The 25003-nt window shown below is 66.7% G+C and carries 16 protein-coding genes; 7 read left to right on the top strand and 9 right to left on the bottom strand.

Annotated features, from left to right (window positions below):
- Positions 1 to 18: 18 nt before the first annotated feature.
- The 3 genes from AC1DB8_RS15220 to AC1DB8_RS15210 form a co-directional block, all read right to left on the bottom strand.
- Positions 19 to 1998, bottom strand: a complete 1980-nt coding sequence (locus AC1DB8_RS15220; protein ID WP_476893484.1) for a penicillin-binding transpeptidase domain-containing protein — start codon at positions 1996 to 1998, stop codon at positions 19 to 21.
- A gap of 77 nt (positions 1999 to 2075) precedes the next feature.
- Positions 2076 to 2732, bottom strand: coding sequence for a response regulator (locus tag AC1DB8_RS15215; protein WP_476893483.1), 657 nt, complete (start codon positions 2730 to 2732; stop codon positions 2076 to 2078).
- Positions 2729 to 4000, bottom strand: coding sequence for a sensor histidine kinase (locus AC1DB8_RS15210; protein WP_476893482.1), 1272 nt, complete (start codon positions 3998 to 4000; stop codon positions 2729 to 2731). Before AC1DB8_RS15210 ends, AC1DB8_RS15215 begins: the two co-directional genes overlap by 4 nt.
- A 198-nt stretch (positions 4001 to 4198) precedes the next feature.
- Here AC1DB8_RS15210 and AC1DB8_RS15205 point away from each other — a divergent pair, with 198 nt between their 5' ends.
- Both AC1DB8_RS15205 and AC1DB8_RS15200 read left to right on the top strand, forming a co-directional pair.
- Complete coding sequence (locus tag AC1DB8_RS15205) at positions 4199 to 5296, top strand: ABC transporter permease (protein WP_476893481.1); 1098 nt, start codon at positions 4199 to 4201, stop codon at positions 5294 to 5296.
- A gap of 59 nt (positions 5297 to 5355) precedes the next feature.
- A complete protein-coding gene (locus AC1DB8_RS15200) occupies positions 5356 to 6054 on the top strand; it encodes an ABC transporter ATP-binding protein (RefSeq protein ID WP_476893480.1) in 699 nt (232 codons plus the stop codon).
- Here the strand turns inward: AC1DB8_RS15200 and AC1DB8_RS15195 are convergent.
- The 5 genes from AC1DB8_RS15195 to AC1DB8_RS15175 form a co-directional block, all read right to left on the bottom strand.
- Positions 6051 to 7523 (bottom strand): phytoene desaturase family protein, encoded by a 1473-nt coding sequence (locus AC1DB8_RS15195; RefSeq protein ID WP_476893479.1) that lies wholly within the window; start codon positions 7521 to 7523, stop codon positions 6051 to 6053. The genes AC1DB8_RS15200 and AC1DB8_RS15195 overlap by 4 nt on opposite strands.
- Positions 7516 to 8997: a glycosyltransferase family 87 protein gene (locus AC1DB8_RS15190; RefSeq protein WP_476893478.1), complete on the bottom strand. Its 1482-nt coding sequence runs from the start codon at positions 8995 to 8997 to the stop codon at positions 7516 to 7518. Before AC1DB8_RS15190 ends, AC1DB8_RS15195 begins: the two co-directional genes overlap by 8 nt.
- A gap of 149 nt (positions 8998 to 9146) precedes the next feature.
- Positions 9147 to 9287, bottom strand: coding sequence for a hypothetical protein (locus AC1DB8_RS15185; RefSeq protein ID WP_441419147.1), 141 nt, complete (start codon positions 9285 to 9287; stop codon positions 9147 to 9149).
- 665 nt (positions 9288 to 9952) lie between these two features.
- Complete coding sequence (locus tag AC1DB8_RS15180; RefSeq protein ID WP_441419146.1) at positions 9953 to 10537, bottom strand: histidine phosphatase family protein; 585 nt, start codon at positions 10535 to 10537, stop codon at positions 9953 to 9955.
- Positions 10538 to 12010: a CCA tRNA nucleotidyltransferase gene (locus tag AC1DB8_RS15175; RefSeq protein WP_441419145.1), complete on the bottom strand. Its 1473-nt coding sequence runs from the start codon at positions 12008 to 12010 to the stop codon at positions 10538 to 10540.
- A gap of 170 nt (positions 12011 to 12180) precedes the next feature.
- On the opposite strand from AC1DB8_RS15175, the gene AC1DB8_RS15170 reads away from it, so the two are divergent.
- The 5 genes from AC1DB8_RS15170 (at position 12181) to trxA (ending at position 18169) form a co-directional block, all read left to right on the top strand.
- Positions 12181 to 12729 (top strand): NUDIX hydrolase, encoded by a 549-nt coding sequence (locus tag AC1DB8_RS15170; RefSeq protein WP_441419144.1) that lies wholly within the window; start codon positions 12181 to 12183, stop codon positions 12727 to 12729.
- 117 nt (positions 12730 to 12846) lie between these two features.
- Entirely contained in the window at positions 12847 to 14940 is a 2094-nt protein-coding gene (gene murJ / locus AC1DB8_RS15165; protein ID WP_476893477.1) for a murein biosynthesis integral membrane protein MurJ, read from the top strand.
- 171 nt (positions 14941 to 15111) lie between these two features.
- On the top strand, positions 15112 to 16659 hold the full coding sequence (locus AC1DB8_RS15160; protein ID WP_476893476.1) for an ABC transporter substrate-binding protein: 1548 nt from the start codon (positions 15112 to 15114) through the stop codon (positions 16657 to 16659).
- A 189-nt stretch (positions 16660 to 16848) separates the two neighbouring features.
- Positions 16849 to 17805 (top strand): thioredoxin-disulfide reductase, encoded by a 957-nt coding sequence (trxB, locus tag AC1DB8_RS15155; protein WP_476893475.1) that lies wholly within the window; start codon positions 16849 to 16851, stop codon positions 17803 to 17805.
- Positions 17806 to 17842: 37 nt separating this feature from the next.
- Entirely contained in the window at positions 17843 to 18169 is a 327-nt protein-coding gene (trxA, locus tag AC1DB8_RS15150; protein WP_441419141.1) for a thioredoxin, read from the top strand.
- A 5472-nt stretch (positions 18170 to 23641) separates the two neighbouring features.
- Here trxA and AC1DB8_RS15145 read toward each other — a convergent pair.
- Positions 23642 to 24976, bottom strand: a complete 1335-nt coding sequence (locus tag AC1DB8_RS15145) for a ParB/RepB/Spo0J family partition protein (protein WP_476893474.1) — start codon at positions 24974 to 24976, stop codon at positions 23642 to 23644.
- Positions 24977 to 25003 lie beyond the last annotated feature (27 nt).

Genomic DNA, 25003 nt, shown 5'->3' with positions numbered 1-25003 from the left:
CTTTCGGACCGTCCGCCGTTAGCCGGCGGCGGAAGTCAGGAATTCCTTGAGCAGCGGCCCGGAGGTAGTGGCGCCGAGGCCGCCGTCTTCCACGAACACGGCGACCGCGAGGTCTCCGTGCACGGCGACGATCCAGGCGTGGGTCTTCGGCGGGTTGTCCTTGCCGAATTCGGCGGTCCCGGTCTTGGCGCCGACGGGGGCACCGGGCACCGAGGCGAGGAAGCCGGCGTGGCCCGAGGTCACCACGGCGCGCATCATGTCCGCCAGGGACGCCGCTTCCGCGGCGGTCACCGGTTTGCCGGACGACTTTGCGGGTGCCGGGGCGGACGACGACGGCACCGCCGTCGGTCCCTCAGAGGGTGCCGGACTTCCCGCGGCCGCCGCGTTCGGGTTGAGCACGAGCTGCGGCGACACCGGCGCGCCCTTGGCGACGGACCCGGCCATGACGGCGGCCGCCAGCGGGGAGAGCAATACCTTGCCCTGCCCGATCATGGAGGCGGCGTGTTCGGTGCCTTCAGCCTCGCCCGGGACCGATCCCAGGAAGGCCGCAGCGCCCAGCGATGGCGCCTCCACGGCGACACCGAGGGAGGTGGCCGCAGACTCGAGCTGGGCCTGGCTGACCTTGCCCCGGGCGTTGATGAAGGCGGTGTTGCAGGAATGCGCGAAGGCGTCGCGCAGGGTTACCGACCCCAGCGAGGAGGCGGGGTAGCCCTCGGCGTTCTTGAAGGTCCGGCCGTCTACGGTGAGGGTGGGCGGGCAGTCCACTTTGGAGTCCGGGGTCATCCCGTTGCGGAACATCGCGAGCGAGTCCACGATTTTGAAGATGGATCCGGGGGCGTACTGGCCGAGCAGGGCGGTGTCGTAGCCGTTGCTGCCGGGGCCGGAGGCGGCGGCCAGGACCGCGCCGCTGGAGGGGCGGAGGGCGACGACGGCGGACGCCGGACCGACGTCGGCCAGCACGTCCTCGGCCAGTTGCTGCAGCCGCGGGTCCAGGGTGGTCTTGAGCGGGGTTCCGGGCTTCATCGGCTCCTGGAACAGGACGCGGCGGCCGTTGTTGAGAAGTTCCTGCCGTTGTTCCGCGGTCAGGCCCTCGGTCTGGGCGAAGACCTGGATGCCGCTGGTACCGCGCAGTTGGGCGTCGTACTGCTGCTGGAGGCCGCCGGTGCCGGTGGTGTCTCCGGCCCGGAGTGCACCGCCGGACTTTTCGATCTGCTCGGCACTGGCCTCACCCACGGCGCCCAGCACGGCGCGGGCGAAGCCGCGCGTGGGCGCGAGTGGCAACGAGTCCGGGATGGCCCGGGCGCCGGGAATCGCGGCGATTTGTTCATCCGTGATGGTCCGGCCGGCCTGGCGCAGCGTGATCGCCGCGACGAAGGCCGACGGTCCGGAGTCCGTGACCTGCTTGGTGTAGGCGGCGGGGTCCACGCCCACCAGCCGCGCCAGTTTGCCCGCGGGGCCGGCCGGATCCGCGGCTTCCAGTTGCGCCTTGTCGATGCCGACGTGGACCACCGGCCGGTAGGTGACCAGCTTTGCGCCGCCGGCGCCGAGGATATCGGCCCGCTGCGGGGAATCGCTGGAGGTACCGAGGACTTCAGTGTCCGCGAGGCCCGGCACCAGCAGCTCCGGGCTCCACACGGTCTGCCATTTGCCGTCCGCCTTCTTCAGCTGTGCGGACACGGTGTACTTCCACTCGCCTGCGCCGATCTTCCAGCTGTAGTCCAGCGGGACCGTGGCGGTGTCCTTCTCCAGCACCAGGTCCCCGGCGGTAACGGTTGGTTTTGCCGGGTCAAGCGCCTTGAAGACCGCCTTGAGCCGCTCGTTCGCCTGGCCGGAATCCTTGCCGTCAAAGGCCACGGAACCGACGTCGAGCGCCGCGACTGCCGAGGCCAGTTGCTTCGCCGCATCCTGGGCGCCGGAGCGGCCGTCGTCGCACGCCACGAGCGAGGCGCCAAAGACCAGACCGACAAGAGCGAGCGAGAGCTTCTGAATTTTCCCCATGGCGCCATTATGCCCCGCGGCACGGACAGCTCCGTGTCACAGGGACCAGGCCCGCAGGGCAGGCCGCCCACCTGTGGCTAGCCCCGGCGGATGATCCGCCGCTGCGCGGCCACAGCGATGGCGGCCGTTCGGTTGTCCACGCCCAGTTTCCCGTAGATGTGCACCAGGTGCGTCTTCACCGTCGCCTCGGAAATGAACAGCTGCCTGGCGATGGCCCGGTTCCCCAGGCCGGTGGCCAGCAGTTCGAGCAGCTGGATCTCCCGGGCGGAAAGGGCCGGCTCGGGGTTCCGGATCCGCCCCAGCAGCCGCGCGGCTACTTCCGGCGCCAGCGCTGTCTGGCCCGCAGCGGCAGCCAGGACCGCCTGGCGGATCTGCTCCGGCGGCGCGTCCTTGAGCATGTACCCGCTCGCGCCCGCCTCCACGGCAGCAAGGATGTCCGCGTCGGTATCAAAGGTGGTGAGGATCAGCACGGGCGGCCCTGGCGTCCCGGCCTCGCCGGCTTTGATCCTGCCCGTCGCGGTGACCCCGTCCATGCCGGCGCCCATCTGCAGGTCCATGAGTACGACGTCGACCGGCTCGCCCAGGGTGCGCAGGCGCGCCAGCGCAGCCAGGGCGGCGGCTCCGTCCGCCGCTTCCGCGGCGACGGTGATGCCCTCGAAGTCCGTGAGCATGGCCCGCAGGCCGGCGCGGACGACGGGGTGGTCGTCGACGAGGAGGACGCGGATTTGGTTCACGGTTCTTCCTTCCCGAGCGGCAGCCGGATGGCCACTACCGTGCCGTCCCCGGGCGCGGATTCGAGGTCGATGGTCCCGGCCAGCGCTGCAACCCGGTCCCGCAACGATTTCAGCCCGTAGCCGGATCCGTCGGCCCGGTCCGGCACCGCAGAGGGGTCAAAGCCGTCGCCGTCGTCGAATATGTCCATGGCCACTTCGGTGCCCAAAAAGGACAGGGTTACGACGGCGGTGCGGGCGTCTGCGTGGGCCCACACGTTGGCGAGGCTGGCCTGCGCGGCGCGAAGCAGGGTGGTCCGGTACGGGTTGGGAAGTTCCGCCGGGGTTCCGTCGATTTCCAGGCGGCAGCGCAGGGCCTTGCCCCGGGCGGCCGCCTCTGTTTCGGTCTGTTCGCACAGCCGGCGCAGGCTGTCCACGAGCGGGTTTTGTTCAAGCTCGGGGGGCTGCAGGCCGCGGACAAAGTTGCGCGCCTCGGCCAGGTTGGCGGCCGCGGTTTCCTGGACGGTCCGGAGCCGGTTCCGGGCCGTCCCGGTGTCTCCGGCTTCCAGCGCCTGCTCGGCCGAGCGTCCCATCAGGATGATGCTGGAGAAGCCCTGGGCCAGGGTGTCGTGGATTTCGCGGGCCAGGCGGCTCCGTTCCGCCAGGGTTCCGGCGTCGTGCTGGCTGCGGGCAAGCTCCGCGCGGGTGCGGCGCAGTTCCTCAGCCGCGAGACGCTGATTTTCTGCCTCCGAGTACAGCGCACGGTAGGCCAGGCCGGTGACGACGGCGAATGCTGCTCCGAAACCCGGTCCGAGCAGCATCGGCAGCTGCAGGGCGTTCCCCGGACCGCCGTTGTGGAACCAAAGCGACGTGACCACCAGCAGCGTGCTGGCGGCGATTGCGGCCAGAGCCGGACCCCTGGGCAGCAGGTGCAGCTGAAGGAAGAACAGCGGGAAGGCGAGCCAGACGAAGTCTGCGCTGCCCCAGACCAGCAGCAGCCAGAGCAGGCAGACAGCAGCCAGCCACCAGGTGGAATAGGGCCGCGGATCGAAGCGTCCCGGCCGGACCGAGTGGCGTTTCTCCAGCGCCGTGCCCGCAAGGTAAACACCGGCAAGGCACAGGACCAGGCCCAGGCTGAGCCAGCCGGCGCCGTGGATCCCGGCCGCCAGCAGCCTGACCAGCGCCACGAGCAGCAGCACGGCGAATCCCACGTGCAGGCTGACCCGCAGGACCCGCAGGATGACGGCCGCGTCCGTGGGGTTCCCCTCCGCCCCGCTGCTTCTGCCGTCCATGCTTTCAGCCTAGCGCCGGGCGGCCGCCAGTTCCCCGGAAACGGGCTGAACCGGGGCCCGGCGGGCCAGGATCAACCTTTTGGTTGACTGCCGGACCAACCCGACGGCCGCGGCGGACCATCCCCAGGCCTGATGGCACGGCCGCCCCGCGCCGGGAGAGTGGAAGGGAGGCCAACAACCACCAGAAAAAGGACACCCATGTTTCTCGCCATCCGCGACATCCGCTTCGCCAAGGGCCGCTTCGCCCTGATGGGCGGCGTCGTCGCCCTCATCACCCTGCTGCTGGTGATGCTCTCCGGACTGACCGCCGGGCTCGGCAACCAGTCGACCTCCGCCATCGCGGGGCTGCCCGCGGACCAGCTTGTCTTCGGCGCACCCGCCGGCAGCAGCTCCGAGGCCTCCTTCACCGAATCCGAGGTCACCGGCGCCCAAGTTGCCGGCTGGTCCGACCGCGACGGCGTCAGCACGGCCGAGGCCCTGGGCATCAGCCAGGGCCGGCTGCAGGCCCTCGGTGCGGGGGGAGTCCCGACCGGGACGGCGAATGTGGCCGTCTTCGGCACCGGCGCCGGCAGCAGCCTCTCCCCGGCCCCGGCGGCCGAGGGCACCGTGGTGGTCGGGACCGCTCTGGCCAAGGAGCTCGGCCTCACCGTCGGCAGCCGGGTCGCGGTGGGCGGCACCGAACTGTCGGTATCGGCCGTGGTGCCGGAGCAGTGGTACTCGCACACCGGCGTCGTCTGGACCACGCTGGCGGACTGGCGGAAGCTGGCCCACCTTGCCGGGAAAGAAGCCCTCGGCACCGTGATCGCGGTCAGCTTCGACGACGGCGCCGACGTCGATGTCGCCGCAGCCAACCAGGCGGCCGGAACAGTCAGCGCCACCCGGGAGGGCTCCTTCCAGGCGCTTGGCTCCTACCGCAGCGAGAACGGTTCGCTCGTGCTCATGCAGGCATTCCTCTACGGCATCTCCGCGCTGGTGATCGTGGCCTTCCTGACCGTGTGGACTGTGCAACGCACGCGGGACATCGCTGTGCTCAAGGCCCTGGGCGGTTCCTCGAACTATGTGCTGAAGGACGCCATGGTGCAGGCCGCGGTCGTCCTCGTGGCCGGGGCAGCCGCCGGAGGCACGGCGGGTGCACTCGGCGGCCTGCTCGCCGCGCGGGCCGCCCCGTTCCTCACCACACCGCAAACCACCTTGCTGCCGATCGCCGGGATCGTCGTCCTGGGCCTCGCGGGCGCCGCGCTGGCGGTGCGGGGCGTCACCCGCATCGACCCGCTGCTGGCGCTCGGCGGCAACTGAAAACCCCGGCGCCCACCGCCCTTCCCCGAGCACACGAACATTCCTTGAAAGGCATATGTATGGAAACCGCACTGAAGCTCAGCAACGTCACGCTGGAATACCCAGATGGCGAGGGGGTCCTGCGGGCCCTCGACGACGTCAGCCTGGAGGTGCACCGTGGCGAATTCGTCTCGCTGGTGGGGCCCTCGGGTTCGGGAAAATCGTCGCTGCTGGCCGTGGCCGCCACCCTGGTCCGGCCCACGGCCGGGTCAGTCATCGTGGCGGACCGCGACGCCGGCGCCGTTCCGGATGCGGGGCGGACCGCACTGCGACGGGACAGCATCGGCATCATCTTCCAGCAGCCGAACCTCCTGCCGTCCCTTACCGCGGCCGAACAGCTCGTGATCGCCGCCCACCTGCGGGCCGAGCCGCTCCGCGCTGCGAGGATCAGGGCCGCGGAACTGCTGGGACGGGTGGGCCTCGGATCCGTGCTCGACAAACGCCCGCACCAGCTCTCCGGCGGCCAACGCCAGCGTGTGAACATTGCCCGTGCCCTGATGGCCGACCCCGCGGTGCTGCTGGTCGACGAGCCGACGGCGGCGCTCGACCACGAGCGGAGCGCGGAGATCGTCCGGCTGCTCCGCCAGGTCACGGATGAGTTCGGCGTGGCGACCCTGATGGTCACGCACGACACCGGGATGCTTTCCTACACCGATGCCGTGGCGACGATGCGTGACGGCCGCCTTTCGGCCGCCGGAATGCTCGCGCCGGCACCCTAGGCGGGGTCGGCCGGGCCCTGACTGGCCTCTTGGCGGCCCAGCCCCGGGACCGGCATCCCGAAGATGTCTTTCAAGGCGTGCCTGGCGGCGTGGAGGCCGGGCATGCCGGTCACTCCCGGTCCGGGCGGCGTCGACGAGGAACAGAGGTACAAGCCCGGAACTGGGGTCCGCCACGGCACCGGGCTGAGCACCGGCCTGCGGAACATGCCCCGCAGGTCCATCGCCCCGGCACTAAAATCGCCGCCGACATAGTTCTCGTTGTAGTCGGCGAGTCCCGCCGCCGTCGTCACGCGGCAGGCCACCACCAGCTCCCGGAAGCCGGGGGCGAAACGTTCCAGCTGCGCGGTAACGGCCTCGCCCATGTCCACGGTGGACCCGGCCGGAACGTGGCAGTAGCTCCAGAGGATGTGCCGGCCGGCGGGGGCGCGGCCGGCATCGAAGCGGGAGGGCTGCGAGACCAGGACATACGGCCGTTCCGGGTGCCGGCCGGCGGCCACAAGGTGTTCCGCCTCGGCGGTTTCGGCCCGGGTGCCGCCCACGTGGACGGTGCCGGCGTCGGCGAGTTCCGCAGCGGCCCACGGAACCGGACCGGAGAGGATGAAATCGACCTTGCACGCGGCGTTGCCGAAGCGGAAGGACTCAAGGGCGCGGGTATAGCCGGGCGGCAGGCGGTCGCCGGCAATCCGAAGCAGTCCGGGGGGTGCCACGTCCAGCAGGGTGGCCCGGACCGGAGGCAATTCCGCCAACGAGCCGATCCGCACCCCGGTCTGCACCACACCGCCGTGGGCCTCGATGTCCGCCACCATCGCCCGCGCGATGGCTGCGGATCCGCCTACCGGGATCGGCCAGCCGCCAGCGTGCCCCAGCGCACCCAGCAGCAGGCCTGCGCCGGCCGCGGGCAGCGTCGGCAGGGGGGCCACGGCATGCGCGGCAACCCCGCTGAGCAGGGCCGGAGCCAGCTCGTCCCGGAACCTCGCGCCCCACCAGCGGGTACCCTGCTCGAGGGTGCGTAGTCCGAACATGGCGGCCGCCACCGGCTGCCGCGGTATCCGCAGCAGCTGGTTCAGCGTCAGATCGGCAACGCCCTCGAGCCGGTCCACCAGCGGGGACATGAGCCGCCGGTAAGCTTCGCCGTCGCGGCCCAGGGCCGCCACCGTCCGCTCCAGCGAGCGGTAACCCAGCGCCGCCCGGCCGCCGTCAAGCGGTGCACCGTGGGAGAGCTCGGGTACCTCCAGCCGGATCCGCCCGGACAGCTCGAACTCACGGAAGAAGGGCGAGGCCAGGGCCATCGGGTGCACCGCCGAGCACACGTCGTGGAAGTGTCCCGGCTCGATGAGTTCCGTGGTCCGGAGGCCGCCGCCAACGGAAGCGGCCGCCTCGTAGACGTGCACCGCGAGCCCCGCCCGGGCCATTGTCACTGCTGCGGCCAGCCCGTTGGGACCGGAACCGACGACGGCGACGTCAGGCACGGGACTCAGCGTCCGCATGGGCGCGCCGCCACGGCAGCACGGACGCTGCGGGGCGCCGCACGTCCAGCCGCAGCCAGTCGGCGGCGCCGTCGAAGGGGCCGCCGTGCGGGTCATCGGTGCCGCCGCGGCGGACGACGTCGTAGCTCGGGTCGAGGATGTCCCACACCACACGCGCCATGAGGTAGCCGGTGGCGAGCATGTGGGCGAGGACGGCAAGGACGTAGTACGGCATGTCGATGTTGTGCTGTGTGGCGCCGCCGCTGGTCACCTGGCCGAGGTACATCCAGATGGCGGCCCAGTGCAGGCCCTCAATGGACTGCCAGATCAGGAAGTCCCGCCATCTGGGCCGTGCCAGCGCCAGCAGCGGGATCAACCAAATCACGAACTGCGGCGAATACACCTTGTTGGTGAGGATGAAGGCGGCCACGATCAGGAACACCAGCTGGGCCAGCCTCGGCCTCCGCGGCGCCGCGAGGGCAAGGGCGGCGATCAGCACGCAGGCGAACAGGAAGAGGTTGAGGGCCAGGCCGTTGATGACCTCGGCTTCCAGCGGCTTCCAGCCCAGGCGTCCGGCCACCAGGTTGTAGGCGAACCAGGGTGAGCTGTAGCCCGCCGGGCGTGATTCGGTGAACTGGTAAAAGTACTTCCAGCCGGCCGGGTCGCCCGCGGCGGCCGGGATGTTAACGGCCAGCCAGGTCGCGACGGCGGCGCCGGCGGTGACCAGGAAGGCGCGAATTTTGCCGGTGCGGAGCGCCAGCAGCAGGACCGCGCCCAGGATCAGCAGCGGGTAGAGCTTGGTCGCGGTGCCCAAGCCAATGAATAGGCCGGCAAGAAGCAGCTTGTTCCTGGAGAAGAAGTACATGCCCAGGGCCAGTAGCGCGACGGCCCACATGTCCCAGTTGATGAAGCCGGCGAGGACGATGCCCGGGGCCAGGGCCACCATGGCGGCGTCCCAGGACCGGCGTCGGGCGGTGCGGGCGGTGGCCAGCACGGTGACGATCCAGACGGCGGCGATCAGGGTCGCGTTGACGTCGAAGTAGGCCAGGACGCGGGAATTGCTGACGCCCTCACCGGGAACCAGGAGTGCAGTGGCGCCGGCGATGAAGCCCATCAGCACGGGATATTCGAAGAAGCTGCCTGCGGTGACAAAAGGGAAAGCCCCGTCGCCCAGACCGCGGTTCTTGAACAGCTCGGGGAAGTCCGAGTAGCAGGTCGCGTAGAACTGGCCGGGGGATTCCCAGCCCTTGCTGCGGCAGTACCCCTTCAGCAGCAGCCCCGCCAGGGCGGCCAGGACGGTGAGCAGGACGAGGACCCGTTCCACGGTGAAGAGCCCGGGGGAGACGACGCCGGGGGCCGTGCGGCGGCCGAGCGGGCCACCGATGAGTTCGGTGAAATTCCGCAGCAGCAGGTCGCTGCGGCTTGGGACTACCAGTCGGGTCCGCTTGCGGTTCTCCGGCGGCATTGTCTCCTGCATGCCTCGAGCTTACCGGGGCCGCCGTACTGTGCGGCGGCAGGACCCGGATGCAAGTCCGCGGATGGCCACGGCGGCAAGAACGGCGGTTAAATGGGGGAGCCCACGCGTCGCCGCGTGAGCTCCTTGCGGATCGGTTCCGATGCTTGTCATCAGCGGATCAGTCCCATCTGGTGCATGGCGAGGAAGATGTCTTCGCGCCGCTGCTCAAGCAGCTGGGCGTTGAACTGCGTCTTGTCCTTGCGCACCGGGTGCGAGTTGAAGATCAGTACGTCCTGCAGTTTTCGGATCATGGTGGTCACCTCCCCTCGGAAGTCATGGTGGAGACGTTGGTTCCGCGGGCCCCGACGGGTGGCGGCGCGGGCGGTGGAGCTCGTTGCGATAGTCACGGTTGACCTTTCGTTGCTTTCGGAAATGGAAAGTAATTGGGCATGACAATTAAGGCCCCTGGAAATGGAAGAATAAGACCCTAATTAGGCAAAGAAATGCCCGGTATTAATTGAGGGATTCCGCAAAGCGGAAGAATGGCCCCTGGACGCATGGCGCCGCAACCCCAACAAGAAGCTGGGTTCCGAACTATGGGGATGTTGCGCAACCGCGTGGTTCCGCTGGGTCAGACCGTTCCGTACAGGCCACCCCGGAGGGATGGACCTGGCAATCCTTCTGCGCCGGCTTCAGGCCGGGAGCGCGGAAATCAGCAGGCGGGCAGTCCGACTTTCGGGCGCGCGGCAACGACAGAGGCCGGGGTGGCGGTGAAGGTGTACATCCATCCGCTAGTCAAAGTAATCATTTTCCCAACCTCCTTTTCTGTTCTGCCGTGGCTCCGGCTGACTGGCCGGGCGACGCGCGCCGTGACCCCGGCAAGTCGCTCTGGGGTCAGGAATAAAAATACATCATGAATGTGCCCGTTGGCCACAGAATTCATAAAGATTCTGCAAAAACTTTTCCAAGCGGGGTTTTATAGTCCCCATCTGACGACGGCAGGTGTCTTTTTGTCCCAGCCAAGCGTGCAGACTTTCGCGGTTCCAAGCACAAAGTGCCGGCCCTCGTGGGCGTCGAGTCCCAGCCAGCGGGCGGTAAGGATCCGGGAGAAGTGTCCGTGCGCCACGATCAGCACATTGTCCAGGCCGGACTCGAGCACGCGGGCCACGATCTTGTCAGCGCGGGCGGCTACGTCGTCGAGGGACTCCCCGTTGGGAACCCCGTGGGTCCAGATCAGGTAGTCGGGATTGTCCTTGCGGATCAGGTCGGAACTGATGCCCTCGTACTCGCCGTAGTCCCACTCCACGGCCAGTGGCTCCTGCTGGGCATCCGGGAATCCCGCGAGTTCCGCGGTCCGTCGTGCCCGGCGCAGCGGCGAGGTCAGGACGAGGTCGAAGTCGACGGCGTCGAGCACCTTCCGCGCCTCCACGGCCTGTTGCTCGCCTTCCACCGTGAGCGGAAGGTCGGTCAGGCCGGTGTACTGCCCGCTCTTGGACCACTCCGTTTCGCCGTGGCGCAGGATCCAGAGCTGCGGGCGGGGGGCGTTGGAAGGTGCAATCACTTAGGACTCCTCTGTTGGGGAAACGTCGACGGCGGCAGCTTCCGGCTGCGCCGCCCACCATTCGTGCAGCTTGGCTTCGGCCACGGCTGGCTCCAGCGGTCCGTGTTCCATCCGTTCCTCCAGCAGGAACTTGTAGGCCCGCCCCACCACGGGCCCCGGTTTGAGCCCCAGCAGCGCCATGATCCGGCCGCCGTCGAGGTCGGGGCGGACGGCCTCGAGGGACTCCTGCTCGCGCAGGGCGGCGATGCGCGCCTCAAGGTCGTCGTAGGCGAAGGCGAGCCTCTCGGCCTTGCGCTGGTTGCGGGTGGTCACGTCCGAGCGGGTCAGCCGGTGCAGGCGCTCCAGCAGCGGGCCGGCGTCGGTGACGTAGCGGCGGACCGCCGAGTCGCTCCAGCCCGCATCGCCGTAGCCGTAGAAGCGCATGTGCAACTCCACCAGCTTGGCCACAGCCTTGATGGTGTCGTTGTCGAAGCGGAGCGCCTTCATCCGCTTCGAGGTGAGTTTGGACCCCACCATGTCGTGATGGCGGAAGCTCACCGCCCCGCCGGGCTCGAAGCGGCGCGTGGCGGGCTTCCCGACGTCGTGCATGAGGGCAGCGAACCGCAACACGAAGTCAGGGCCGGGCACCGGCCCGTCAGCCTCCGATTCCAGCGCCGCGGCCTGTTCCAGGACCTGCAGGGAGTGTTGGTACACGTCCTTGTGGCGGTGGTGCTCATCGGATTCGAGGCGCAGGGCGGAGACCTCGGGCAGCACGAATTCCGCCAGCCCCGTCTCCACCAGCAGGTCCACGCCGGTCCGGGGCCGGGCGGCGCAGATGAGCTTGACCAGTTCGTCCCGCACGCGCTCGGCGGAGATGATCTTGATCCGCTCGGCCATTTTCGTCATCGCCTGGCGCACGTCCGGGTGCACGCTCACGCCCAACTGGGCGGCGAAGCGGGCGGCGCGCATCATCCGCAGCGGGTCATCGGAGAAGGAGTCCTCCGGCGAGCCGGGAGTCGCGAGCGTGGAGGAGTGCAGGTCCCGGACGCCGCCGAACGGATCCACCAGCTCCAGCGTCGGCAGCCGCAGGGCCATGGCGTTGATGGTGAAGTCGCGGCGCAGCAGGTCATCGGTGAGCGAGGATCCAAACGCCACCACGGGCTTGCGCGATTCCGGATCGTAGGCCTCCGCGCGGTAGGTGGTGATCTCGATCTGGAACCCGGCTTTGCGCATGCCGATCGTCCCGAAGGCGCGCCCGATCTCCCAGTAGTTGTCCGCCCACTTCTTGATCAGCGCAACCGTCTGGTCCGGCGTCGCGTCCGTCGTGAAGTCCAGGTCCGGCGAGACCCGGCCCAGGAAGAGATCGCGGACGGGTCCGCCCACCAGGGAGAGTTCGTGACCGGCGTCGACAAAGCGCTGCCCAAGCTCGAGGACCACCGGATCTACCTGGAAATCGACAGTGTGGGAGTCAGTCTGGTGATGTGCGTGCGCCATAGTCTCTTAAGCTTGTCAGAAATCCCGGCCAGCACCACACCATGGCGGTCCTCGATCCGCCGGTGGCCACGGTGCGAAGAGACGGATGCGTCAATCCAGTTTTCCGCCCGGCCACTTTCCTGTCATGTTTAGGTCATCAAGTCCGGGCAAGAGTCGTTAGAGTGGACTTCATGGCCCATCCCGTACCGAGCGCTCCCGGCAGGAGGACAAACGCACCGTTGCCATCGGCAATCGGTGCCAACGTCGCGCCTGCGCAGCACCCGGGACAGGCTTCCCTGCCGACCGTCGAGGAAATCTCCGCCGGCGGCGTCGTGGTGGACACCTCCGACGCCGAGTTGCGGGTCGCCATCATCGCGCGCCTCAACCGGGGCGGCCGCCTCGAATGGTGCCTGCCGAAGGGCCACCCGGAGGGCAAGGAAAGCAACGAGGAAGCCGCGGTCCGCGAAATTGCGGAGGAAACCGGGATCGAGGGCAAGATCCTCGCACCGCTCGGCAGCATCGATTACTGGTTTACCGTCAGCGGGCACCGCGTCCACAAGACCGTCCATCACTATCTGCTGCAGTCCACCGGCGGGGAACTGACGATCGAGAACGATCCGGACCAGGAAGCGGTGGACGTCGCTTGGGTCCCCATCCACGAGCTCGCCCGCAAGCTCTCCTTTCCGAATGAGCGCCGCATCGCGGACCTCGCCCGGGAAGTCCTGCCCGAACACCGCTAAGGCTTCCGGCTGCGGCCTCTCCGCGCCGGACCACCGGCGGCCGGACGGCCGGCAACCCGCGCCGCCCGGGAGTCCGGATTACGCACAAAGGCGCGCCCGGGTGAGACGATGAAGATAATGTCTGCCGCCAAGCCCCATTCCGAAAAGTCCGTCACCTCCGGTACTGCCGCCCCTCAGGCCGCCCACGCCGGAGAGGCGCGGTCCAGCGCCGTCATGGCCGCCGGAACCTTGGTTTCGCGTTTCCTGGGCTTCGGCAAGACCTGGATGCTGGGAGCCGCCCTGGGCCTCGGCTCCACGGTCACCGACACCTTCATCAACGCCAACAACCTGCCAAACCTGATCTTCCTGCTGGTGGCCGGCGGGGTGTTCAATGCCGTCCTGGTGCCGCAGATCATCAAGGCCAGCAAGGCGCCGGACCGCGGGGCGGACTACATCAGCCGCCTGCTGACCCTGGCCGTTGTCGTGCTGCTTTCCCTGACGCTGCTGGTGACCCTCCTTGCGCCGTGGGTGATTGAACTGACCACACAGGGCTATTCGCCGCAGCAGAAGTCGCTGGCTGTGGCCTTTGCGTTCTGGTGCCTTCCGCAGATCTTCTTCTACGGCCTGTACGCCCTGCTCACCCAGGTACTCAACGCCAACGGCGCCTTCGGTCCGGCCATGTGGGCGCCGATCCTGAACAATATTGTCGCGATTGCCGGCCTGGGCATGTTCATCGGAATCCTTGGCGCCAACGAAATAAATCCGCACACGCTCGACAACTGGGGCTCTTTCCAGACCTTCCTGGTGGCGGGGTTCTCCACGATTGGCGTGGTGGCGCAGACCGCTATCCTGCTGGTCCCGGTCTTCCGGCTGCGGCTGGGCCTGCGGCCGCGTTTCGGCTGGCGCGGGGTGGGCCTGGGCCAGGCAGCGAAACTGAGTGTGTGGACGCTGGCCACCGCGGCCGCGGGGCAGCTGGCGTTCCTCTATGTCATGCGCATCGCCACGATCCCGGGTGCCGAGCGGCTCCGGCTGGAACGCGCGGGGGACCACGCCACGGCGGCAACCCTGCCCGGCAACGCCGTGCTCGAAGTGGCCAGCCAGCTTTACCTGCTCCCGCACTCCATCATTGCGCTCTCGCTGGCCACGGTGCTGTTCAACCGCATGACCCGCGCCTCCCAGGACGGCAACCGGGCCGAGCTCCGGCGGGCCTTGTCCCATGGCCTGCGCACCATGGCCGTCGCCACGGTCTTCGGCGCACTGGCGCTCTTCGCCCTCGCGGGACCGCTGGGCATGTTCTTCTCGGGCGGCCACAAACAGGACGGCGTCATGCTGGCCCAGACGCTCACCATCCTGGCGCTCAGCACCCCGTTCATGAGCGCGAACTTCATGATGTCCAGGGTGTTCTACGCGAACGAGGATGCGCGGACCCCGTTCTTCATCCAGCTGGTGCTGGCCCTGGTCAACGTGGTGTCGGCGTTCTTCATCCAGTTCCTGCCCTTTGACCAGATCATCTTCGCGATCGCGGTTCTCTACACCGGCGGCAACATCCTCTCGGTCATGGTCAGCGCCTTCTTCCTGCGCCGGCTCCTCGGGCACCTCGACGGTCCGCGTGTGGCCAGCTCCTATATCCGCATGGGCTACGCCGCGCTCGGCTCGGCCATCGCCGGCGCTGGCGCCCTGTGGCTGATGGGCAGCTACCAGGCCGACGGCTTCGCCTGGAGCAGCCGGCCCGCAGCCCTGGTGACGGTCGTCGTCGTCGGGCCCGTCATGCTGGCCGTCTACTTTGTCCTGCTGAAAGTCCTCCGGGTTACGGAACTGCAGGACCTGCTGCAGCCGCTGCTGGGCCGCCTGCGGCGCACTCCCGCCGCCCCCGGCCCGGAAACCGCGCCGGAGCTTGGAGCCGAAGCGGGCGCCGGTGAAGCCGTCGCGCGCGAAGTTCCGGCACCGCCCCGCCCGGCGCCGGAACGCGCCACCACATCGGTGGATACCGGCCTGATTCCCCGGATCTCGGGCGAATTCGACGCCGCCTCCTTCCGTGCCGGCCCCGACCTGGGTAGCGGGGATGTCCGGGGCTGGGCGGCCGACGGCGGTTACCTTCCCGAGGAGGAACTCCCCGGCACCGCCCAGGGCAGCCAGGGCCGTGCCGAAATTCCGCTGCCGGGGCGCCGGACCTACCAGGGCCAGGCCGGTCACAACCCTTACTTCCCGTTCGACCGGCGAAGGAAGAAATGACGCCTTTCATGCGCCCGGCGCCGGGATCACGCGGCGCGGACACTGCATCGGCTAGGATCGAAGACTAACAAGGGGAGTTGCAGACCAAGGGTCAACCGGCTTTACCGGGGGCCTTAGGTGACTGACGAAGTCGCCGAGGCCGGCAGTTCCCGGACAGTCTAGGAGGAGCCCGTGTCCCACCCGATCGATGTCGGATCAGTACTTGGCGGCCGCTACAAGGTCACTGCCATGGTTCTGACCTCGCATGACCAGGATCTGGTGCTGGACGGAGTGGATCAGGTACTGAATCGGCCGGTGAGCATCCTCGTAGCCGGCCCGGGCAACGCCGACCAGGTCGCCCAGAGCGCCCGCGAAGTGGCGACCGGCGAGCGGCCCGGCCACGTCCAGATCCTTGACCTTGGAGTCAGCGACGCTGCCACCTACCTGATCACCAACCACACTTCGGCCGCGGACCTGCTGGACCTCGTGGTGAGTTCCAACCCGCCCTACGTCGAGCCTTTCTTCACCGACACGCTGGGCAGCGAAATCTTCGGCCAGCCACGCTCCAACGAACCTGAGACCTACGACGGACTCTACGACGACGAGGAAGTCGACGCCGGGTACATCAACTACGGAGAGCAGCAGCGCCAGGCCGGGCAGCTGCCCCCGACGTCGGCGGCGCCCGCGCAGCGCGTTCCTGCTCCGCCGACGGCCTCGCCGGCCGCCGGCGCCCGTGGTGCCGGAGCGGCAGCTGCCGGGGCCGCCGCCGGTGCTGCCGCGGCCAACGCTTCGAGCTCCCCGAAGACTGCGCCGCAGGAAGCTACCGCGCAGCCAACGGCCGCCCAGCCCGTTCAGGCCGCACAGCCCGTCCCGAGCGAGGCCGCCCCCGAGGCGCCGAAGGTCTCCCGCTGGGAGGACGACGATTACGACGACGCCCAGCCTGATCAGCGGACGATGGCGATGCAGGCAGCCAGTGCGAAGGGCGCCGGCGAAGGTCGCGCGGCGGGAAGCTTCCCGGCTTTCGCGAAGAAGAGTGCCTCCGAGGACCGCTACGACGACTACGACAACGATGATGACGACGACGCACCCCGGCGCGAACCGCGGTCCCTGCGCTGGCTCGTCGGCGCCCTGCTGGCCGCCGTGCTGGTCATTGGCTTGATCTTCGCCGTCACCAACCTTGGCGGCCTCTTCAAGGGCAGCACGCCCCAGGCCGCCAAGACCACGGCGTCCACCAGCGCGCCTACGAAGTCGGACACGCCCTCCGCTACCCAGAGCGCGCCGCCGGCCGCGGTTCCCCCCGCTATCGAGTCAGTCACCCGGCAGGGCAACTTCGACTTCGCCGCTACCTACGACGGCGACCTGGTCAAGACCTACGACGGCAACGCCGCCAGCTACTGGTCCGACATGGAATTTGCCACCGACGGCTGGGGCGGCTTCGCTCCCGACGGCGTACCGCTCGTCGTCAAGCTGAAGGGCCCGGCCCAGATCTCCTCGGTGACCTTGAGCCAGCTCGGCGCGTCGGGCGGCAACATCAGCATCTTCACCAACGACCGTCCCACGCTCGACGGCGCCAAGCAGGTGGGCAGCAACAGCTTCACGTCCCCGGAGCTCACCATGCCGCTGCAGGAACCGGTCAAGGCACAGTACGTGATCGTTGCCATCAAGAGCCTGCCCAAGCTGGCCGCACCCAAGACCCGCTACGGCTACGGCCTGCGCCTGGCCGAGATCAAGATCCAGTAACTGCCCCACGTCCCAGGCCGTAACCGCGGGAAAGCAAACGGTCCAAACCCGTGGCTACCGGTACCCTGAGTGGTGGGCGCGGCTGTGCCGCGCCCGGTGTGGGTGGAATATTCAGCTGCCCACATTAGTTGTGCCATGTGGCCGGCCACCCAGGCGGGCGCATCGACAAAGGAAGAGGTTCACCGTTTAGTGAGCAACGCAGAAAACACCGCGTCCGAAGTACGTGATGTCATCATCGTCGGCTCCGGGCCCGCAGGCTACACCGCCGCGGTCTACACGGCGCGCGCCAACCTGAAGCCGCTGCTCCTGGCAGGTTCCGTCACCGCCGGTGGAGAGCTGATGAACACCACCGACGTCGAGAACTACCCCGGCTTCCCGGATGGCATCATGGGCCCGGACCTCATGGAAAACTTCGAAAAGCAGGCCGAGCGCTTTGGCACGGAAATCCAGTTTGAGGACGTCACCGAACTGGATCTCGAGGGCGACATCAAAACCGTCACCATCGGCACGGGGGAGACCTTCCAGGCGCGGTCCATCATTCTGTCGACCGGCTCTGCCTACCGCGAGCTTGGCCTTCCGAACGAAAAACGACTCTCGGGCCACGGCGTGAGCTGGTGCGCAACCTGCGACGGTTTCTTCTTCAAGGATCAGGACATTGCCGTCATCGGCGGCGGTGACTCGGCAATGGAAGAGGCGCTGTTCCTGACCAAGTTCGCGAAGTCCGTCACTGTGGTTCACCGCCGCGACACCCTCCGCGCTTCGAAGATCATGGCCGACCGCGCCCTCGCCCACGAGAAGATCAACTTCATCTGGAACAGCGGCGTAGAAGACGTTTTGGGAGGCGACAAAGTCACCGGCCTGCGGTTGAAGAACCTCATTGACGGCACCGAAACCGAGCTCGCCGTGACTGGAGTCTTCGTTGCGATCGGGAATGATCCCCGCACTGACCTCGTCAAAGGCAAACTGGATCTTTCACCCGAAGGCACCATTGCCGTCCAGGGCCGTACTTCCAAGACCAGCGTCAAGGGCGTCTTCGCTGCCGGTGACGTCATCGACCCGACCTACCGCCAGGCCATCACCGCTTCGGGTTCGGGCTGTGTCGCCGCGCTCGACGTCGAACACTACCTCGCAGACCTCCCCGCCTGATCGGCGAACGGCAAGCATCTAAGAGAAAGACAAGGTTATGAGCAACGCTAAAGATGTAACAGACGCTAGCTTCAGCACCGACGTGCTGGGAGCCGACAAGCCCGTCATCGTGGACTTCTGGGCCGAATGGTGCGGTCCCTGCCGCAAGCTTGGGCCGATCCTCGACGAGATCTCGGTCGAGTACAGCGAGAAGGTCAACGTCGTCAAGGTGAACGTCGATGACAACCCGGCCATCGCTGCTGAGTACGGCATCACCTCCATCCCGGCCGTGTACCTGTTCCAGGGTGGGGAAGTGAAGAGCACAGTCATCGGCGCCAGGCCGAAGCAGTTCTTTGAAAAGGAATTCGCAGACGTGCTGTCCTAGCCCGTAACGAACGTCCCGGCCGGCCCGATCATGGGGCCGGCCGTAACGCTGGCCTCCACTCACTGAGTAGGGGCCAGCGTTTTTTGGTTGCCGGCACCGCGGGGCTCCGCACTGTCCTGTGCCGGCCAGCCGGATTGAAGGGCCGAAGCTCGGGAGGCCACGTCTGACGGGCTAACCCACTCTGCGGCTGCGTGCCGGAGGGAGCAATTACTTGGGTGCGTGCGGCGATCAAGAGCATGGGCTTATGCCACGGAGTCTTGGCGGCAGGTAGATGCCCGGGCGGGCGGGGAGTGGGCGGACAGAGGACCAGGTCGGCCGTTGGATGGCCGGGCCGAGTCTGCACCAGGCCTAGTCCGTCGGGCTGACTAGGCGGCCAGGCGGACTAGGCCGCCGGGTGCATGCCGGAGTTGGGCAGGGTTGCCTGCCGCCGCCGGAGCTGCCCCTCTTGAGGAGTTCGCCTGTGTACCTCCGGACCGGCCCGGGCCTGTCCCACGCCACCTCCGTGAAGATCTTCGGGCCTGCTGCTGGAAAGCAACACTATTCTGTTGTTTGATGCGTTAGTTTTGGCCAAGATAGCACGCGATTCTGTGCAAGTACCGGGCCCTACCAGGGGTAGGCGCGAGATTGCCGTTCGAGGTGTACGCACGGGGAGCTGGCTGTGGCTCGCCGACGGCGCGGGCTCGGAATCCCAACGTTGTGTCGGCGCTTCCCACCCCGAGCTGCGCGACGCCAAGCTGCGGCATCCTCCGGCTAGATCAGCAGTGTGCGTGGTGACTCGTGTGAATGGAGCGCTTCCCGCATTGCGCGGTACGAATCCGTGCGCCGTGAGCAATGTTTCACGTGAAACACGACCTTCACGTGCTGGTGGGGCGGGCGTGGTGCAAAAGCAACCAATCGGGGTCGGAATTGGCCCCTTTGTACCGATCTTCATAGCTGTATTGGGTCGAAGATCTAAACTTGCGCGGTCCCCGCCCTTCCTGATGTGCTACCGCCGCCGGGCATGGTCATGTTTCACGTGAAACCGTTGTCCGGTTGCTGGTTCCGAGAGGTTCCGTGTTTGCGCGTCTTCGCCAGCGCCACCTTCGAAACCGTGCATTGCAGGGCCCCTAGTGCACAGGGCCCCAGGACGTTGGAAGGGGACAGAGATGCTGTCCAAAATTGCCGCAGCTGCATCTCAACACAGTGTCACCGCACGCGAGCATTCCGCCGGTTGGAGCGTGGATAGGGCGATCTATATCCCTGATGAAGGTGTTGATAAACGATCGCACAGGACCGAGATCCTAGCGCCGGGCCCATTTGCTGCATCAATGCACGTTCCACGCCGCCGCATCATGTTTCACGTGAAACATGATCCTTCGGACACGTCGAACAATCTATCGCCGCTACCCCAGAACGAGAGCAACCCTACATCCTTCCGCTCTTCTGTTTGAGCTGTAACGGTAGTTCACTATCGATACCCCGCTATGGGGACCTCGGGCGCGTGGTGGCACCGTGCGCTCACCCGCAATGCAGCTCCTAGCCAGCCGCCGTCTCGCGGTCCCATTCCATGAGATGCCGCCAAACGCCAGCGAAAACGAAACAAGAAACACCCAGCGTAGGGACCCGTCTACGCAGCAAACTGGCCATCGACCTTCCTTCCCTCCGCGCTGCGGAAGTACCTCAGCACCGATCACAGGCATCCCACCGCTTCCCAACGCTCAGCCCGTCCGACCATGTTTCACGTGAAACCCCCGCTCGCCCACCCCCACTACCACCGCCTAGGAACCCCTTGGCAGTTCTTTTCCACCCACTGGGTCTCCGCCGGGGCAGTGACGAGCAGCCGCCATAGGTCCGCCAGCAAACGCATTCCACGACGCACAGCCTCTACGATGAATCGCCGAAGACGCCTTCCGGCTACCGGTCAGCTTCGAGGTGGTAGCGCTCAAGCGACCGCCCTACGTTCGACACCTCCTAAGCTCCTTGGATAGGCGGATGAATATCTTGCCGGGAAGGCACCTGCCCTCGGCGCCAGGGGACTACGGGCAGTTCGGTCCCATTCCTGCGCAGCACCATCCGCACCCTGGCAGGCGCTACGTTCACCGCAAGGCTATCGATGGGGATATGACGCTGGCCTGCCACTCGGGCAGCAAACTCTGGGGAAGGCCCGCTGACAGGACGGACATGATCGGAAGGCGGGGGGCGCAATGATTTCCGGCGACACTCCGGAGAGCGGGCCGTGGTGGCTGCGGAAGGCATCTTCGGCGCTTGGCTACCTGCGTTCGCAAGCACCGTGAGGGATCCGCGGTCTGACTCAAACCAATCGACCGGCCGTTATAGTCCGACGATCTATACCAAATCTCGCAGCCAGAATCTGGACTCAACGAAGAAGACTATGGCCACTACCGGGAGCCAGGCCCGAAAGCTCACCAGGACAAGTGCAGGCCCGGATCGCTCTCGTCAGCTGGGCGACTGCGGCCCTCCGGCACGGGCCCGGACGCCAGCCCGACGACGTGCATTGAATTGCTCCCGGAGGACTTCTGTACGGCGAAGCAACAGCGCAGGCATCGCCCAGTGCGCCCTCGCGTACGCGGCCGGCACGGGACTCACATGCTCCTCGGGAAGCAAGTACACGACGCCAGACACTGGGGAGGACGTCATCCTTGGGCGGAAGCCGTAGCAACCCCTCCGCCAAATGGCCAGCCCAGAGAGGTACGAGCGCAGGAACCGTGCTCGAGGTCTGGAGTGTCCGTGTGCAGTAGGACCCATGGCGAAGCGACCGTTCCTGCCGGGCGGGGTCCCACGATCTGTCATAGCCCCTACGGGACCGAGAGCGTCCCTACGATCGAATTGGGACAGCAGCTGCGGACGCTGTCCTACCTGGCTGGGCCTGCCCATGATCTTGAGATCCCGATCGCTGTAGTACTGACCGGGTGTTGAGTGAGAGGGAACGAGCGAGTTCACAGCTTCTTCCCCACAGAAGTTATGCACACAGTTATCCACAGAGCACTGAGACATTACGCACAGCGCTATCCACAGGGCCTTTGGCACCAGCCTCTGGGCTGTCAAGGCTCAAATGTAGGCGTCGACAGGCACCCTGCTTTCAGCACGCCAGATCCGGAGACATCGGACGGCCTGCTTCACCACTCAGCATTGCGCTGGACGGCCGTAAATTTAACCAGACTATGTGGATTTTATAAGCATTTTCGGTCTTCATCCGTGGCGACCGCATGTGGAGCGCTGTGTTTCACGTGAAACAATATGGCCAAACACGGCGGGCCATCGACCGGCGCGTTATGTGGCCAAGACGCAGACCTGCCTCCAGGTCCCACTGTCCACTGACGCCGGGAACTAATCCACAAAGTTATCCACAGCGATATCCACCGCTCCAGTTACAGCCTGCGACGAGTGCCGGTGCACCGCCAGCAGTGGAATCTCCGACCGGAGAGCTATCAAGTAGAGCACTAGCCCTGCCGGCAACGGCATTGGGGAGAGTGGACCTACGATGGCTTCGCAGCCCGCATCGAGGAAAGCCGACCGACTCACAGCGGATATACCCGATCCAGGAATATGCCCGGCCGTGCCAAGAGGGTGTCTAAGAGATGCATTGCTCCCGCTCCGGCCGGATGCCACATTGACGCTCGACCCGGCGTCGCGGCTGGTCGACGGGACAGTCTACGGTGCGAGGGGGAGGACGGGGGAGTCAATAGCTACTGCCCCGCACACCGCGCAGCATCGTCCCACACATCCAGTCTGTGCCGTCACCACGGGTCGCCACTGCGCCTGGGAGGCTCAGCTGCTGCCTGAATCCGGGCATCTCCGCCTGCCGTACTGGACGATCCAGCGAAGTCAGCAGCCACCTGCCGTCTACCGGCGGAGTGGGGAGCTTCGTCATGGCCAGGAAGAGCACGCGGTAGGGCCGGTGAGGTCTCACGACACGCGCGACCCCATACCGCCGAAAAGCTTTTCCTGCGGCGGGGTTCGTTCGGCGCCACGCACGCACCTCCTACCACCGGGTCCTTGGGCCGGCGCAAATGCATCTCCCAAGGCCGGGTCCGTGGGTTGGCGCATGTCTAATGCGGCCAGCCAAGAGGTCGTAGCCCAGGCGCTTGGGCGCCACCTCGACGGATTGAGCCATGCTCACCGACATTCGACGAACACTAACGCATACCCAGGTTCCGGTACGGGAGGGGGAGTGCAGACGCGATTGAGCACCGTACCCGGCCCCAATGCGGCATCGGGGCCCTTTCTCGGCTGAGCTCGGGCCGCGCTAAGTCCAAACCGCCCTCAACGTGGTGCCACTCAGACTTGCGGGGATAGTTTCCGTTGGCGTGATTCCATCAACCGACACAATGTCGTCGGCGAACCTGATCCAGCCCTCGTTATTGGGAGTCCGCACCCTCGGAATGTTTCACGTGAAACACCCGAAGATAATGGAGCGACGGCGGCCAACGTCCGATCCCCTCCGCGGCGCTCCTACCGTGAGCTGTGACTGCCGGCGAGAGCGACCGCGGCTCACTACTACTGCGGTTAGGAGGCTGCGCCAGCCGCCCAACGTGGACCGAGCAACGCAACGGAGATGCCCAAGTTGGGCTGCTAGGGGAACAACAGCAAGACAATCAAACAGGCAAGCCGCTGCGGTTGAGCCCCCATCATGGCATCCATCGGGAGGCCAAAACAAGCTCGTAAGGACGGCAGGACGCCGATCCGGCCTCGTGATCGGCTCGTACCGACCACACCGGGGCCGTTGGTGCGACTTGGGCGTATCCAACTATTGCCACCCGCCCACACAGGACTTGCTAACGTCGCGACATAATGCCGAAGGTGCCGCCAACCCGGTACTTTTGGTGGTCCGCCTTGCCCCGTTGGTCCCACACTGCGGGACTGCGCGCGTCGCGGCTACATTGCCCCTCTCGTCCCACGTGTTTCACGTGAAACATACTGTGTGGGCCCGCGCAAATATGTAACCCCTCCACCTGGCAGCTGAGGTCATTGCGGCGCGTTGTTGTTCATGCAAGTTCACAGCCGCCTGGCCGGCGGGCTCGACAACCGGGCCCGATGAACGACCGAAGGCGCTAAAGGGACCATCACTCCCGCCCCGCACGGGCCTTACGTACGTTGCTCCGCTCTGCAGTGCGTTCCTGCGTTCTGCAGCACCTTGGCCCGTACTTGAGACCATCCCAGAGCACAGGCCGTCCCGGCGCGCGCCCTGTAGGGCAATGGAGACGTCCCAGCTGCCGCCGAGCACACGCGGAGCGCCACGAACGGAACCGACGGGCCCTGCGTGCCCACGGGAGGGCCGAGAGGGGTCACCGGGCCGGCCCGCCAGCGTTGGCAGGTATCTGTGGGTGGATGATCCACACCTGGAACGTCCAAGTGCGCACAAACCGAGCGGTTGCCCAGAATGGCAATTCGGGAAACTGTATGCCGGCAAACACACAAAAAAGGGCCTGTTTCACGTGAAACAGGCCCCATCTTGAGCAAATGCGCTGAGAGTTAGCTCGGTGCACCAGGGGTGAGAACGTCCATGATCCGGTTCAGATCCTCAACGCTGGCGAATTCGATGCTGACGCGGCCCTTACGGGCCCCCAGGGAAATCTTCACATTAGTGTCCAGGCGGTCGGACAACGACGACGCCAGGTAATCGAGTCGTTCGTGGCGTGCCCCCGGACGGGGGATGTTGTTCTTCGTCGGCGCAGCGGGGCTCTGGTACAGCGTCACAGCCTCTTCCGTGGCGCGGACCGACATACCCTCTGCCACGATCTTCTGGGCAAGCCGCTCCATCGCAGCGGCGTCAGGAAGAGCAAGGAGGGCACGAGCGTGGCCGGCCGAAATCACGCCGGCGCCTACACGACGCTGAACAAGCGGCGGGAGTTTCAGCAGGCGGAGGGTGTTCGAGACCTGGGGCCGGGAGCGGCCGATCCGATCAGCAAGCTGCTCATGGGTGGTTCCAAAGTCCTCCAGCAGCTGCTGGTACGCCGCAGCCTCTTCCAGGGGATTCAGCTGGCTTCGGTGGAGGTTCTCGAGCAGGGCGTCACGAAGCAGGTCATCATCAGTGGTGTCGCGGACAATCGCCGGGATGGTGTCGAGTCCGGCGGCCTGTACGGCACGCCAGCGGCGCTCACCCATGACGAGCTCGTAGGGTTCGCCACCTTCTTCGGTTGATGTACGCACCACAATTGGCTGGAGCACGCCGATTTCACGAACCGAGTGCACCAGCTCCGCCATATCGTCCTCATCGAAGACGGAGCGCGGCTGTTTGCGGTTGGGGTGGATGTCCGAAACAGGGATTTCCGCGAAACGGACGCCAGGAACTTCAATCAGATCAACGCCGTTGTCATCGGCAACCGCGTCCGCCGCGGGCATCGGCCGGGAGTCGGTCTTACCCGCAGTCCGGGAGTCGTTCCGGGCTGCGGAGTCCTTGGGCGCTGCGGCCTTCTTCGCAGCCGCGCCGCCGGTCTGGGCCGGGCCAGGCTGGTTCTTTGTCGCAGCCTTTGTCGCAGGCTTCGTCGCAGTCTTCGTCCCGGAGCGAACCGGCTCAGGCTTTCCAGCCGGCGCAGCGGTTTCGTCCGTGCCGGCAGTTTCGTCCGGGGCAGCCGTAGCCGCGGCAGCGGTCGCAGAAGAAGACGCCGTCGTCTTGTCTGCAGCGGCTTCCGTCGCTTCCGGGGTCTCTTCCGTCAGCATTGTGTCGGGGGTCCGCTTCCTGGCCTCAGGAAAAAACAGATCCACCGGCCGGGACGGGGCAGAACCGCTTCCGGAGGCGTTAGCCGAGGCGGAACTTGGAATCAGTGCGCCAAGTCCACGGCCAAGGCCGCGTCGCTTATCGCTCATGGATAAATCCCTCCAGTGGAAGAGCCC

The organism is Arthrobacter sp. 10N410, from assembly GCF_056394945.1.
The sequence above is the reverse complement of the archived record's forward strand: the minus strand, read 5'-3'. Positions and strand labels throughout refer to the sequence as shown.